General features: G+C 36.8%; 15 protein-coding genes. 9 read left to right on the top strand and 6 right to left on the bottom strand.

Features of this window, described 5'->3' with window-relative positions:
- Positions 1-125 precede the first annotated feature (125 nt).
- Both AC52CF_RS15720 and AC52CF_RS15715 read right to left on the bottom strand, forming a co-directional pair.
- Positions 126-1,400, bottom strand: a complete 1,275-nt coding sequence (locus AC52CF_RS15720) for an acetyl-CoA hydrolase/transferase family protein (RefSeq protein ID WP_214588776.1) — start codon at positions 1,398-1,400, stop codon at positions 126-128.
- A 200-nt stretch (positions 1,401-1,600) separates the two neighbouring features.
- Positions 1,601-2,788: a homogentisate 1,2-dioxygenase gene (locus AC52CF_RS15715; protein WP_214588777.1), complete on the bottom strand. Its 1,188-nt coding sequence runs from the start codon at positions 2,786-2,788 to the stop codon at positions 1,601-1,603.
- A 122-nt stretch (positions 2,789-2,910) separates the two neighbouring features.
- On the opposite strand from AC52CF_RS15715, the gene AC52CF_RS15710 reads away from it, so the two are divergent.
- Complete coding sequence (locus AC52CF_RS15710; RefSeq protein WP_496517367.1) at positions 2,911-4,980, top strand: TonB-dependent receptor plug domain-containing protein; 2,070 nt, start codon at positions 2,911-2,913, stop codon at positions 4,978-4,980.
- Positions 4,981-5,177: 197 nt separating this feature from the next.
- Positions 5,178-5,645, top strand: a complete 468-nt coding sequence (locus AC52CF_RS15705; protein ID WP_496517366.1) for a thioredoxin family protein — start codon at positions 5,178-5,180, stop codon at positions 5,643-5,645.
- Positions 5,646-5,808: 163 nt separating this feature from the next.
- On the opposite strand, the gene AC52CF_RS15700 is transcribed toward AC52CF_RS15705, so the two are convergent.
- The gene (locus tag AC52CF_RS15700) at positions 5,809-6,174 is read right to left on the bottom strand and encodes a DUF1304 domain-containing protein (RefSeq protein WP_496517365.1); all 366 of its coding nucleotides are present in this window, start codon (positions 6,172-6,174) and stop codon (positions 5,809-5,811) included.
- A gap of 68 nt (positions 6,175-6,242) precedes the next feature.
- Between AC52CF_RS15700 and AC52CF_RS15695 the strand changes: the two genes are divergently transcribed.
- Positions 6,243-6,815 (top strand): Crp/Fnr family transcriptional regulator, encoded by a 573-nt coding sequence (locus AC52CF_RS15695; protein WP_496517364.1) that lies wholly within the window; start codon positions 6,243-6,245, stop codon positions 6,813-6,815.
- A gap of 65 nt (positions 6,816-6,880) precedes the next feature.
- Positions 6,881-7,324 (top strand): carboxymuconolactone decarboxylase family protein, encoded by a 444-nt coding sequence (locus AC52CF_RS15690; RefSeq protein WP_214588781.1) that lies wholly within the window; start codon positions 6,881-6,883, stop codon positions 7,322-7,324.
- A gap of 278 nt (positions 7,325-7,602) precedes the next feature.
- Here AC52CF_RS15690 and AC52CF_RS15685 read toward each other — a convergent pair whose 3' ends face one another.
- The 3 genes from AC52CF_RS15685 to AC52CF_RS15675 are packed head-to-tail and all read right to left on the bottom strand — an operon-like array spanning position 7,603 to position 9,308.
- Positions 7,603-8,355, bottom strand: a complete 753-nt coding sequence (locus AC52CF_RS15685; RefSeq protein ID WP_496517363.1) for a type 1 glutamine amidotransferase domain-containing protein — start codon at positions 8,353-8,355, stop codon at positions 7,603-7,605.
- Positions 8,356-8,406: 51 nt separating this feature from the next.
- A complete protein-coding gene (locus tag AC52CF_RS15680) occupies positions 8,407-8,694 on the bottom strand; it encodes a putative quinol monooxygenase (protein ID WP_235131557.1) in 288 nt (95 codons plus the stop codon).
- A complete protein-coding gene (locus AC52CF_RS15675) occupies positions 8,694-9,308 on the bottom strand; it encodes an NAD(P)H-dependent oxidoreductase (protein WP_235131556.1) in 615 nt (204 codons plus the stop codon). Before AC52CF_RS15675 ends, AC52CF_RS15680 begins: the two co-directional genes overlap by 1 nt.
- 225 nt (positions 9,309-9,533) lie before the next feature.
- On the opposite strand from AC52CF_RS15675, the gene AC52CF_RS15670 reads away from it, so the two are divergent.
- The 5 genes from AC52CF_RS15670 to AC52CF_RS15650 all read left to right on the top strand — a co-directional run bounded on the left by AC52CF_RS15670 (position 9,534) and on the right by AC52CF_RS15650 (position 13,129).
- Positions 9,534-10,445, top strand: coding sequence for a LysR family transcriptional regulator (locus tag AC52CF_RS15670; RefSeq protein WP_496517362.1), 912 nt, complete (start codon positions 9,534-9,536; stop codon positions 10,443-10,445).
- Between the two features lie 27 nt (positions 10,446-10,472).
- Positions 10,473-11,348 (top strand): aldo/keto reductase, encoded by an 876-nt coding sequence (locus tag AC52CF_RS15665; RefSeq protein WP_214588786.1) that lies wholly within the window; start codon positions 10,473-10,475, stop codon positions 11,346-11,348.
- 6 nt (positions 11,349-11,354) lie between these two features.
- Positions 11,355-12,188 (top strand): restriction endonuclease, encoded by an 834-nt coding sequence (locus AC52CF_RS15660; RefSeq protein ID WP_214588787.1) that lies wholly within the window; start codon positions 11,355-11,357, stop codon positions 12,186-12,188.
- 86 nt (positions 12,189-12,274) lie between these two features.
- Complete coding sequence (locus AC52CF_RS15655) at positions 12,275-12,544, top strand: RebB family R body protein (RefSeq protein WP_214588788.1); 270 nt, start codon at positions 12,275-12,277, stop codon at positions 12,542-12,544.
- 138 nt (positions 12,545-12,682) lie between these two features.
- Positions 12,683-13,129 (top strand): lipocalin-like domain-containing protein, encoded by a 447-nt coding sequence (locus AC52CF_RS15650; RefSeq protein ID WP_214588789.1) that lies wholly within the window; start codon positions 12,683-12,685, stop codon positions 13,127-13,129.
- Positions 13,130-13,325: the final 196 nt, after the last annotated feature.

Genomic DNA, 13,325 nt, shown 5'->3' with positions numbered 1-13,325 from the left:
TAAAAGCTTTTTTGCAAATATACTGCCAATTGACTGATTTTTTTTTAACTATTTCATTATGTTAAATCGCAGACTGTTTTTTTGACTGGCAGAAAGAAAAATAAGCTCTTAAAATATAGAGAATATTAATGCTTAAACCTTTCATAGGCAGCTTTTTCCAGCATTTCCCTGTCATCGGGATGCGCAATACTGATTAATTCCTGAGCTCTCTGCCTTAAATTTTTTCCGTAAAGATAAGCGGTTCCGTACTCCGTTACCACCCAATGAATATGTCCTCTTGTGGTTACCACTCCGGCTCCCTGTTTCAGGAAAGGAACAATTCTGGACACTCCTTTTTTGGTTCTCGAAGTAATGGCGATGATCGGTTTTCCGTCTTCGCTCAATGCGGCTCCTCTCATAAAGTCCATCTGCCCTCCGATTCCGCTGTACTGCATCGTTCCGATAGAATCTGCACAAACCTGTCCGGTAAGATCAATTTCAATGGCAGAATTGATAGCAACCATTTTATTATTTCTCATGATATTGATCGGGAAATTCACCGTACTCACATCATCAAATGAAAATACCGTGTTATCGTCCACGTAATCATACAGTTTTCTTGTGCCAAAACAGAAACTGGTAATGGTTTTATTGTCGTTGTAGCCTTTATATTTATTGTTGATGACATCATTCTGGATCAGATCTATTACACCGTCACTCAGCATTTCGGTATGTACTCCCAGATCTTTATGATTGTGAAGACATTTCAGAACCGCATCCGGAATGGTTCCTATTCCCATTTGCAGGGTGGATTTATCGTCAATTAATTCCGCAACATTTTTACCGACCAGCATTTCTTCAGGACCTACTTTTGCCCCGTAATCTACGGTTGGAAGTTCTTCTTCATGCCATACAAGCTTATGAATTCTGCTGATGTGGATCATTCCGTCGCCATGCGTTCTCGGCATTAAAGGATTCACAACTGCGACAAGTATTTTTGCGGTATCCACCGCAGCTCTTGCAACATCCACGGAGGTTCCCAATGTACAGAAACCATGTCTGTCGGGCGGTGAAACAGTAATTAAAGCAACATCAAGCGGTAATATATTTTTTCTGAAAAGAATAGGAATTTCACTTAGAAATACGGGAACAAAATCTCCTCTGTCGGAATTCACTGCATCGCGTACAGGAGACGAAACAAATAAAGAATTAACGAAAAATTTGTCTTTGTACTCAGGTTTTGCAATTTCCACATTTCCCTGCTGGGTAATGGAAACCATTTCTACATTATCCAAACGATGGGATTGCCTCGCTAGTTCGTCGATTAAGTAATTGGGAGTACAGGCGCTTCCGTGAAAAAATACACGGTTTCCGCTTTTAATGGTATAAATAGCTTCTTCTGCGCTGATGTAATTTTGCATATTGAAATTTTTTATGAATTTTTCTTAGTCTTAAAGATAGTTCATATTGTTTTTACTTAGTCTTATTATTCGAAGATTTTTATCATGTTTTAATTAAATTGATTCAAAAAAAAAGGACTGAAATATTAATATTCAGTCCTCAATATATTTTGATAATAATTTCAGTGCTAAAAGCCGGAAGCCAGTCGCAAAAAGCTTTATTATTCCTGAGAACGGTCTTCAAGATGATTGTCTTCGCTTTCCAGCCATGAAGTTTTGTAAGAAGGATCTTCCACTTTTAAAGCTTCTTCCGTAATTTTCAAAGGTCTGAAAGGATCTACCATTACAGCATATTCTTCCGTGAATTTTTTACCGATACTTCTTTCCATAGCTCCCGGATGCGGTCCGTGAACAATTCCTCCCGGGTGAAGCGTGAAATCCATTAAATCGATATGGTTTCGGCTCATGAAATCGCCTTCCGTATAAAATAAAACCTCATCCGAATCGATATTTGAGTGGTTGTAAGGAGCCGGAATGGCTTGTGGATGATAATCGTACATTCTTGCACAGAACGAGCAGACTACGAAATTATGAGCTTCGAAAGTCTGGTGAACCGGAGGCGGTTGATGAATTCTTCCCGTAATCGGCTCAAAGTTTTTGATATTGAATTTGTAAGGATAAAAATAACCGTCCCATCCTACAACATCAAACGGATGCGTTGCGTAGATGAAGTCTGTAATCTGGTTTTCCTTTTTTACTTTAATTAAAAATTCTCCTTTTTCGTCTTTCGGTTCCACAAAGGTAGGAGTGATGATGTCCCTTTCGCAGAAAGGAGAATGTTCCAGCAACTGTCCGAATTCGTTTCTGTATCTTTTCGGAGTGTAGATTGGAGAATGGCTTTCCAGAATGAAGAAAACCGTATCATCAGAATGCAGTTCCACCTGATAAATGGTTCCTCTCGGAATAATTAAATAGTCCCCTACAGAAAATTCAAGATTTCCCACAAAAGTTTTTAAAATTCCGCTTCCGCTGTGCGCGTATAAAAGTTCATCGCACTCGGCATTTTTATAAAAATAATCCATTGATTTTCTTGGCTTCGACAATCCCATTTTCAGGTCGTTGTTCACCATTAGGAACTTACGGCTGTCCAGAAAATCGTCTTCGGGAGTTACATTCATTCCCTTAAACATTCTTGGCGTTACGTTTTTATCAATAACAATTTTCGGAGCTACGTCCTTCGGTTCGCCGATGGATTTTATCTGCGTAGGACGGTGAATGTGGTACAATAAAGAAGAAATTCCATGAAAACCTTCCGTCCCGAAAAGCTGTTCATAGTAAAATTTATCTTCAGGAGATTTAAAAATCGTGTGTCTTTTCTGGGGAATATTTCCCGACTGATGATATCTCATTTTACTTTTATATGTTGATTCTCAAATTTAACACTTTTTCATGAATTCAATTTAATAATATTTTTCAGTTGAGTTTTGTGGTTAGAAAATAATTGTTAGCTTTGTCTAACAATTATAATTTCATGAGGCGAATATTATTTTCTGCAATCTTCTTTTCGGGTTTCTGCTTTTCACAGGAAACGGACAGTCTGGCTTTGAATGGGTCGAAAGAGCACGATTCTGCAAAAGTTTCAAATCCAAAAATCAAAACAAAAAATATTGATGATGTGGTGATTACAGGAACGATAAAACCTATCAGCAAATCGAAAAGTCCTGTAAATGTTGAAATTTATTCGCAGAAGTTTTTTCAGAAAAATCCGACGCCGAGCATTTTTGAAGCCATTTCTATGGTCAATGGAGTAAAGCCTCAGTTAAATTGTTCCGTCTGCAACACAGGAGATATTCACATTAACGGACTGGAAGGTCCTTACACGATGATTTTGATTGACGGAATGCCGATTGTCAGTTCGCTGTCCACCGTTTACGGACTGAGCGGAATTCCCAACAGTCTTGTTGACAGAATTGAGGTAGTAAAAGGTCCAGCTTCTTCTATTTACGGCTCCGAAGCAATGGGCGGAGTCATTAATATTATTACTAAAAATGCTTTGACTGCACCCAAATTAAGTGTCGATCTCATGACGACAACGTGGAGTGAAAATAATGTAGACCTTTCCACGAAATTTAATTTGGGAAAGAATGTCGCTTCGCTGTTGAGCATGAATTATTTTAACTATACAAAAAGATTCGATTACAATAAAGACAATTTTACGGATGGAGCTTTACAGAACAGAATTTCAGTTTTTAACAAATGGAATTTTCGGAGGAAGGAAAACCGATTGGGGAGTTTTGCTCTGAGATATTTATATGAAGACCGTTTTGGCGGAGAAATGCAGTGGAATAGATCGTATCGGGGAAGCAATGAAGTATACGGAGAGAGTATTTATACGAATAGAGTAGAAGCTTTCGGGGTTTATCAATGGCCTTTAAAAGAGAATATAATTACCCAGTTTTCTTATAATTTTCATGACCAGAATTCTTTTTACGGCAATAATCCTTTTCTGGCGAATCAGAAAGTGGCTTTTACCCAGACGTATTGGGATAAAAAATTCGGAAAACACGATTTGATTCTGGGGGTTACGTTTAAAAAGACATACTATGATGACAATACGCCGGGAACATTGTCTGCGGACGGATTAACCAACGAACCGATGAGGTCGCCGATTGTTGGAGCTTTTTTTCAGGATCAGTGGGAAATTAATGAGAAAAATACGTTGTTGCTGGGTTACAGACTGGATTATGATAAAATTCATCATGCCGTACATTCTCCGCGTTTTGCATGGAAATTTTCACCGAATCCTTATCATACTGTACGATTCAATTTTGGGACGGGTTTCCGTGTGGTGAATTTGTTTACCGAAGATCACGCTGCATTAACGGGTTCGCGTGAAGTGGTGATTCGGTCGAATTTAAAGCCTGAAAGATCTATCAACGGAAATATAAACTATGTATGGAAAATTCCTGCTGGAGACCAGTTGATTAATTTGGATGCTTCTGCATTTTATACGTATTTCAGCAACAAAATTGTCGGCGATTTTGATACCGATCCTGCGAAAATTATTTACGACAATCTTCAGGGGTACGGAATTTCGAGAGGAGCTTCTTTAAATCTGGATTATACTTTTGATCTTCCTTTGAGTGTTAATCTGGGAGTGACGTATCTGGATGTTTATCAGAAGTTTGATGGGGAAAATGAAAAAACGCAGCAGCTTCATGCCCCGAAATGGAGCGGAACTTATAATCTGAGTTATAAGTTCAAAAATAATCTGACAATAGATTTTACAGGACAGTTTTACGGACCGATGCGACTGCCGGTTTTACCGAATGATTACCGACCTGAATATTCTCCGTTGTATACTTTGGCGAATATTCAGGTTTCGAAGAGTTTTAAATCCGGATTTGAAGTGTATTGCGGAATTAAAAATCTTTTCAATTTTACTCCGAAAGATCCGTTGATGCGACCTTTTGATCCGTTTGATAAAAATGTAAATGATCCGGTAAGCAATCCTTATCATTATACTTTTGATACGACGTACGGATATGCGCCGATGCAGAAAATAAGAGGTTTTTTGGGGGTGAAATATACTTTAAAATAGTTGTGAATTTTAACGCAAAGATTTTTCTAATGAACAAGAATATTTTTAGAAAGCAAAGGCAAATAAATTTGCTTCACGAAGCGTAAGGAAAAGCTTTATCAAATCAACCTGTTGATCCATCTTTGCTCACTTATATGAAATAGAAAAAATTAAAACTTTGCGTTTAAAAGATTTTTATAAGAAAAAACATATATAAAATGAAAAGCCTAACGATATTTTTATTTTTAATGTTGGTGCCGTGTTTTTGTCTTTCGCAGATGAAAACCGGCACTTTTTCGGATTTGGAAATTCAGCAGAAGGAAGATCCTAAACCCATCATTATTCATCTTTATACCGATTGGTGTGGCGTCTGTAAAATCGAGAAATTCAATTTAAATAAGGATAAAGAACTGGTTGAACTCATCAATCAGCATTTCTATATTATCAATTTTGAAACTGAAAAAACAAAAGAGAACATCCGTTTTTTAGGAAAAGAATACCATTATCTGTCTAACGGAAATTTGGGAATTCATGAGCTGGCTCTGGCTTTATCAAAGAATAAAAGTCAGCCGGTTTATCCTGCGTGGATTATTCTGGATAAATATGGAAATTTGATTGGATATTATGAAGGGTTATTTAAACCTGAGAGATTAAAGAAGAAGCTCAAAGAGGTTTTGAACAAATGATTTTGTTTATTATATTGATTGGAAGCTGTAGATTTCTACGGTACGCTTCGGCTCCGCTCAGCGTACGAAAGGTCACCAATACAAATATTCCTCATTTATTTTAATAGAGAGGAAATTTTTACTTCAAAATGATGAAGGGTTATGAAATCTGCGGTAGGGGTTTTTATTTTAAAATCACTGCAATAATCGCGAGAATTGCAGGTAAAGCCTGAACAAAAAAGATTTTCTTTGTTGCTGAAATGGCACCGTAAATTCCGGCAACGGCAACACATCCTAAGAAGAATAAAGCGATATTCGTCTGCCATTTCGGATCTTCGATGAAGAATGACCAGATGAGTCCGGCTGCAAGAAAACCATTGTACAGTCCCTGATTGGCGGCTAAACCTTTGGTCGGTTTAAACATTTCGGGAGGTAAGGCTGCTTTGAAAACTTCTTTTCCTTTGGTTTCCCAGGCAAACATTTCCATCCAAAGAATATAAAGGTGTTCGAGGGCAACAGCGGCAATGAGTATTTTAGCTACAATTTCCATAATTTACGTTTTTGTTTTGTAAAACTAAAAAAATAAAGTTAAGTTTGGTTATACAATTTTCAAAAAAAATGGAAACTTTCATGCAGCATTTGGAAAAATTTATTTCGGTAACCGATGATGAATTTTCTTCCATTCTTTCATTTTTTCAACCAATGGATAGTAAGAAGAAACAGAATCTGATGACTGAAGGAGAAATCTGCCGGTCGATGTATTTTGTGGAAAAAGGCTGTCTGAGAAAATTTTTCATCAATGAAAAAGGAGTGGAGCAGACTACGGAATTTGCAATTGAAAACTGGTGGATCACCGATACTTTTGCGTACGAAAGACAGGGTGTCTCCAACTTTTCCATCCAGTCGGTTGAGAAATCACACCTTTTAAAAATTGATTTAAAAGATCAGGAAGAACTGCTGAAAAAGCATCCCGTTATGGAGAGGTATTTCAGGATGATCTATCAGAGAGCATATGCCGCTTCAGAAAGGCGCATCCGTTATCTTTACGAATTTTCCAGGGAAGAGCTGTATGTGCATTTCAGTACCCAATATCCGTGGTTTATCCAGAGAATTCCGCAATATCTGGTGGCTTCTTTTTTAGGTTTTACTCCGGAATATTTAAGTGAAATCAGGGCGAAATTACGTTCTTAAACCAGTTTAAGATTTTTACAGACTTCAAACCGGAACTTTGTCTCAGAAATTTAAACCAAAATATTATGAGTGCAAGATTCAACTGGACAACCGTTCATCCTGCTGCGTACAAAGCGGGAATAGGCATGGAAACTTCTCTTCAGAACAGCTTTTTAAGTCCGATTCAGAAAGAATTAATCAAAATCAGAGCTTCGCAGATCAACGGATGTGCTTTCTGTCTGGATATGCATACGAAAGATGCATTGAAGTATGGCGAAACACCGCAAAGAATTTTCCTGCTGAATGCATGGAGAGATGCGAAAGAACTTTATACGGAGGAAGAACAGGTTATTCTGATGATTGCGGAAGAAATTACGTTAATCAGTGAGAAAGGATTAACCGAAGAAACCTATCAGAAGGCAAAAGAACTTTTTGATGAAACCCAGATTTCAGATATCATTATGGCAGGTATTGTCATTAATATGTGGAACAGAATTGCCATTTCTACCCATATGCCGATTGGAAAATAATGTTTAAACGCCAAGGGTAAAAACAAAAGAGCTTTCCATATCTGAAAAGCTCTTTTCATTATTAAATCTGTTTAAACTTTTTATTTAACCGCAAAAGTCAAAAGGATCAACTCAACTTTTATTTAAAGTTGGTGATTATAAATAAAAAAGGTCACAATAGTTTTTAAAAATCTTTGATTTTTATTCTTTTGAGCACTTTGATTATTCTGGAAATTCGCTTTATCATTATCTTTTGTCCCTTTTGCGGTTTATTCTGAAATTAGTTTAAACTAGTCTGTTTATTTTTTCAATTCCTTTAGAATTTCTTCGCCTACACTTTTCGCAGACTGAGGATTCTGCCCGGTAATTACTCTCTGGTCGCTCACTGCATGAACCTGCCAAAGTCCGGATTTCTCAAATTTTGCGCCTCTTTCTTTCAGCTTATCTTCCAGAAGGAAAGGAACCACGTTGGTTAATTTTACTTCAGCTTCTTCTTCGTTAGTGAAAGAATTGATCTTTTTACCGTCAACCAGATATTTACCATTATTCAGTTTAATGTTGACCAAACCAGCCGGACCGTGGCAGACTGCTGCAACCACACCGCCGTTTTCATAAATTTGAGAAGCGATGGAAGCCAGTTCGGTGTTGTCTGCAAAATCCCACATCGCACCATGACCTCCCGCATAAAATATCGCTTTATAGTCTTCCGGATTCACTTCCGATGGTTTCATGGAATGATCGATCTTGTTTTTATACTTTTCGTTTTCCCAGAATTCTTTGTTTACCGGATCTTTCAGATCAAATCCGTCTACCGGAGAAGTTCCGCCTTTCGGACTTACAAAATCGATTTCATATCCTGCTTTGTGAAGAACTTCCCACGGATGAGCCACTTCCCCCAGATAATATCCTGTTTTCTCACCGGTGTCGCCTTTTGTTCCATGACTGGTAATGACGAACAAAATTTTCTTTTCCATATTTTTAAACTTTTTGGTTTGTGCCTGCATAAATCCTGCCATAAAGATGGCAAGGATGAGTAATGTTAATTTTTTCATGTTGATTTTACTGTTAAATAGACTGTTGAAATTCAGTTATTTAATAGTGTTTTAAATAATTTCTGTTAAATAAATCTGTGGTTGCTCCTGAAGCTTTTCATCCACCAGTTCTCCGAAAGCTTTGATGTAAGGCTGCTCGTTATGTTGTGCTAAACCTTCACTGCTTTTCCAGATTTCATAAAATACAAACTGGTTTTTATCTTCAATTCCCTGGTGAAGCGTATAAAGTTCGTTGGCTTCCTCTTTCACGGTCTCTTTTACCATATTCTGAAGAACTTCCAGAACTTCTGCTCTGTATTCTTCTTTGGCTTTAATAACGGCTGTTAAATAAATCTTCATTACGCCAGCTGGGGTTTTAATTCTTTTTCAAAAACTTCGGTAAGATGTTCTCTGTACAGCTTCATATCTCTTTCTACATCAGCATTTTTTTCGACATCATGAAAGTGGAAACTTTCTAATTTTTCTAGAGAAACGAAAGCATTCATCCGGTGGAATCCAAATAACGGTCCATTGTCTACACTGGTCTCCTTAAAAAATTCTCCCGGTAGCGTAAATGCTGTTGCAGGCGCGTTCCAGCTTGTGGTTACCATATATTTTCTTCCGCCAAGCATTCCTCCCGTTCCGTAGTTGATCTTCGGATTATCGGCACTTCTTCCGTCGCTCATATAAATTCCTTTGGCGTGTCCTGCGGTGAAGACTTCATCAATATATTTTTTAAGACCGTTCGGTAACTGGAACCACCAGATCGGAGTATGGTAAATGATGTAATCTGCCCATACAAATTTTGCCACTTCTTCATTTTTATCATACCCTTCGTCTACGTTAGTGATCTTTACTTCTACATTTTCAAAGCTCTTAAGTACTTCCAAAGTGTTCTCTGCGATGGTCTGGTTATATTTTCCTCCGGAATGTCCGAAATTCTGTCCTCCGTTAATAATTAATACTTTTTTCATTGCTTTTATGATTGTTAAAATTTTACAGGGACAAAGGTATTGGCTAAATTGCTATAAGAGAAATAATAAAAATCATAGCTAAGTATTATTTAAATGATAATTAATGTATTGATTTGTGAATCAGTATTTTAATTTAAATATAGACCGCCTTTATCGCTTTCATTGATGCTGAAAATATCATAATCATGATTATTTGGGTACATTTGCATCATAAAAGTAATACCTATGGTTAATTTAGAATGGTACAGAACTTTTAAGGCAATCTATAAAACAGGGACGCTTACCGAAGCTGCGGATACGCTGTTTATTTCGCAACCGGGTGTAAGTCTGCATCTCAGTTCGCTTGAAGCGTATGTCGGGTATAAATTATTCGACAGAACAGGGCGGAGAATGATTCCGACGGAAAGAGGAAAGGTTTTGTATAATGCGATTACCGAACCTTTGGCAAAACTGGAAGAGGTGGAGAAAAACTTTCAGAAATCGACAGAGAAACTCACGCCTACCATAAGTGTCGGCATGTGTTTTGAAACGTTTCAGACAACGCTGGAGCAGTATGTTTCCAGTCTGCCGTTCAATCTGATCATCAGTTTCGGAGAATACCGCGAAATGCTCGATCAATTAGATAAAGGAATTTTAGATTTAATCATTACTCCCAAAAAAGGAGTTTCGCCGAATATTGAGCATGAAGCATTTTCTTCCGAACAGATCATTCTTGTGGGAGGAAAAGAGGTTGATAAAGAGGAGTTTGAAATTATTTTAAATGAAAAAGGAATCGAACACGTGGAAGAATGGCTGAAAAACGAAAAATGGTACGGTACAGCAGGAGATATGGAGCATCTTTTTCAGTTCTGGATCCTGAATTTCGGGCATAAACCGAACTTCCGTCCCAATTATATCGTTCCGAACCTGAATTCAATTGTGCGTTGTCTGAAAGGCGGAACGGGTTTGGCAGTGGTTCCTGATTTTCTCTGCAAAAAGGAAATTGAAAACGGAGAAGTACAACTGATCTGGGAAGGTGAAAAACCATTAAAAAACACCCTGTATTTCGGATGCCGGAAGAAAACGAATTATCAGACGGAGATCGATCATATCAAAACACTTTTCAGGAAGATGATGGGAAAAGAAATTGAGATTTAACAAATTATAAATAGATAAATAACAAGTATGCAAAAGAAAACATACACAGGACAGCCTGTAATTACACTGAACAACGGAGTGGATATTCCGGCTTTAGGATTCGGGGTTTGGCAGATGGAAGATATGCAGGAATGTGAAAATGCGGTGATCAAGGCCATTGAAACCGGCTACAGAATGATCGACACGGCTTCCATTTACCAGAATGAAACCGCAGTAGGAAATGCGATTAAAAACAGCGGAACAGACCGTGAAGAATTATTCATTACTTCAAAACTTTGGGTTCAGGATACTTCTTATGAGCAGGCGAAAGGCGCTTTTCAGAGAACTTTAGACCGACTGCAGCTGGATTATCTTGATATGTACCTTATTCACTGGCCGTACTCTGATTTTAAAGGAGCGTGGAAAGCGATGGAAGAACTGTATCAGGAAGGAAAAATAAAAGCAATCGGAGTTTGTAATTTTCCGGAGGATAAAATGGAAGAACTAAAAGCGGATGCAACGGTACTTCCTGTCATCAACCAGATCGAGCTGCACCCGATTTTCCAGCAGAAAGAACTTCAGGTGTACAACAGAGAAAATAACATTATCACGCAGCCATGGAGTCCGCTTGGAAACGGAAACGCCGGATTACTGGATAATCAGGATCTTAAATCAATCGGCGAAAAATACGGAAAAACGGTGGCGCAGGTAATTTTAAGATGGCATTTACAGGAAGGATTCTGCGTGATTCCTAAATCGGTTACCCCTTCCAGAATTGAAGAAAACTTCAATGTTTTTGATTTTGAATTAACCGAAGATGAAATGAATGTGGTTCGTTCTTTAGACACCGGAAAAAGATTATTCTTCGATCCGAAAGATCCGGAATGGGAGCAGAAAATGCTGAAATCGGTAGCGGATATTTAATATTCTATGTGGAAAAAGTACGAAATAGAGGTTTACGAAGCTCTAAAGCTAGCTTATCCAGAATGTGAAATAGAGTTTAATGATTCGATTTTAGGTATTTATAGCAAAGCTGAAAGACAAATTGATTTTTCTATTAGAGGAACAATTGCTGGAAAAAGAATATTAGGTATTGTGGACTGTAAGTTCTATAATAAGAATGTTGATGTGAAAGGAGTTGAAAGTTTTATAGGAATGAGCCAAGATGTGAATGCAAATTTTGGTTTTTTAATTACAAATAACGGATATTCACAAGCATCAAAGAACAGAATAAAATTTTCTAATATAAAACTAGATATTTTAAAATTTAATGAGTTTGGAAAAATAGATATTCCTGTCGATTATTTTTTTAATCAAAATATAAAGGGTTTGCAACTTTCTAAATATGAATTTATAAAAAGAAATAAGCATAACACAGCATATTTTGATTCTGAAAAATCTGATTATTTTAATAGAATTATTTGTTTCAAAGAAAGGTATGCAGAAACAGAATATTATGCTTATAAAAAGCTGTTAGAAAATACTATAAAAGCTTTTAGAGATTTTGAACAATTAGATTTAATTAATATTTTTATTCCTGCAAATAAAGATAACGGCAATAAATATTCGTACAGTTGCGAAATTAAAAGACATATTATTCAAGATTTTTTAAAAATTAATATAGACTTTTTAAGAGATGATATCTTTAATTGGAGAGAGGATTTTTTAAAAAATTTAAATAAGGATACTGTATATAGTTTTGCGAGACAATTTGTAATGGAAGAGCCTTATCAAAATTACAATGATATCATTTGTAAGAAGTAAACAAAAAGAAGTAATAATTATTTATTGCTTCTTTTTTTATTAAAAAATATCATTTAACTTTACCATTATACTTAAAAACTAAAATTATGGATACAAAAGTTAATGATCAGATCACCGATGCGGTGACTCAGGCTAATGTAAAAGTTTTAGGAGAGGCTCCTGCAGTGGCAATGGGAAATCTTTATCAGGCTATGGCACATTCTACAGGCATACTTTTTCAGAATGCAGTAAGCGCTCAGAATCAGCAGAATATCTTGGCTCAGGCTGCTACGACACAAGGAGTGATGCAGATTTACAGCATCGATACAGTTGCGGATGCGATTTCCATTACAAAAATATTGAATCCGGGCTCCTGAATATTCAAAAATTTTTAAAAAACAAAAACATCTGATTTTTTTCGGCATAACATGTATAAGCCGTGAATTTCATCTATTTTTGCGGACTTACAATACCTCTGTTTAAGAAATTAGACAGCAAGAATACTTTTTATCAATATGAACAAAATACTCATGTCATTTCTTCTGCTCTCTGTTATTTCCTGCACCGGAAGTGATGAAGATCAGAACACAGACAATAAATCTTCCATTATCGGAACATGGTATGTCGAAAAAACCGAGATTTACAAATCTTTAAATCAGCAGATTCTGGTTTCTTTCTCAACGGAATGTCAGAAAATGAGCACCTACGAATTTACTTCTACCCATCTTTTCTCCATTTCTTTTGCGCAGAACAACAATACCTGCGAAAAAGCAAATGTTGTCACCCAAAAATACACGTTTAATCAGGCAAACAGTACATTCTGGTTTGAAGGGCAGGAAAAGTATCCGTATTACATCACAAAGCTTAATGAATCTGATATGGTGGTAGAAGACCGCACTCAGGATTTCGACGGCGACGGAGCCAAAGATGTATTGAGGCGTTTTTATAAAAGAATCAAATAAAATAATCGACTTATCCTTTTAATTATTATTGGAGAACAACAATGAGCAGGCGGTTTATAATAGTGTCCCTTCGACAAGCTCAGGGTGACATCCCGAATACTAACCGCAATATTAAACATTGTCAGGCTGAGCCTGTCGAAGCCTTTATGAGTAAAAAGGGGTAAGTCAATAAAATAAAAAACTCCTTTCGGTCTGA

The sequence above is a fragment of the Chryseobacterium sp. 2P genome, from assembly GCF_059579425.1.
The sequence above is the reverse complement of the archived record's forward strand: the minus strand, read 5'-3'. Positions and strand labels throughout refer to the sequence as shown.

Excerpts from the sequence above, each read along its gene's own strand:
- AC52CF_RS15720 (WP_214588776.1), bottom strand. The coding sequence starts at position 1,400 with ATGCAAAATTACATCAGCGCAGAAGAAGCTATTTATACCATTAAAAGC.
- AC52CF_RS15715 (WP_214588777.1), bottom strand. The coding sequence starts at position 2,788 with ATGAGATATCATCAGTCGGGAAATATTCCCCAGAAAAGACACACGATT.
- AC52CF_RS15710 (WP_496517367.1), top strand. The coding sequence starts at position 2,911 with ATGAGGCGAATATTATTTTCTGCAATCTTCTTTTCGGGTTTCTGCTTT.
- AC52CF_RS15705 (WP_496517366.1), top strand. The coding sequence starts at position 5,178 with ATGAAAAGCCTAACGATATTTTTATTTTTAATGTTGGTGCCGTGTTTT.
- AC52CF_RS15700 (WP_496517365.1), bottom strand. The coding sequence starts at position 6,174 with ATGGAAATTGTAGCTAAAATACTCATTGCCGCTGTTGCCCTCGAACAC.
- AC52CF_RS15695 (WP_496517364.1), top strand. The coding sequence starts at position 6,243 with ATGGAAACTTTCATGCAGCATTTGGAAAAATTTATTTCGGTAACCGAT.
- AC52CF_RS15690 (WP_214588781.1), top strand. The coding sequence starts at position 6,881 with ATGAGTGCAAGATTCAACTGGACAACCGTTCATCCTGCTGCGTACAAA.
- AC52CF_RS15685 (WP_496517363.1), bottom strand. The coding sequence starts at position 8,355 with ATGAAAAAATTAACATTACTCATCCTTGCCATCTTTATGGCAGGATTT.
- AC52CF_RS15680 (WP_235131557.1), bottom strand. The coding sequence starts at position 8,694 with ATGAAGATTTATTTAACAGCCGTTATTAAAGCCAAAGAAGAATACAGA.
- AC52CF_RS15675 (WP_235131556.1), bottom strand. The coding sequence starts at position 9,308 with ATGAAAAAAGTATTAATTATTAACGGAGGACAGAATTTCGGACATTCC.
- AC52CF_RS15670 (WP_496517362.1), top strand. The coding sequence starts at position 9,534 with ATGGTTAATTTAGAATGGTACAGAACTTTTAAGGCAATCTATAAAACA.
- AC52CF_RS15665 (WP_214588786.1), top strand. The coding sequence starts at position 10,473 with ATGCAAAAGAAAACATACACAGGACAGCCTGTAATTACACTGAACAAC.
- AC52CF_RS15660 (WP_214588787.1), top strand. The coding sequence starts at position 11,355 with ATGTGGAAAAAGTACGAAATAGAGGTTTACGAAGCTCTAAAGCTAGCT.
- AC52CF_RS15655 (WP_214588788.1), top strand. The coding sequence starts at position 12,275 with ATGGATACAAAAGTTAATGATCAGATCACCGATGCGGTGACTCAGGCT.
- AC52CF_RS15650 (WP_214588789.1), top strand. The coding sequence starts at position 12,683 with ATGAACAAAATACTCATGTCATTTCTTCTGCTCTCTGTTATTTCCTGC.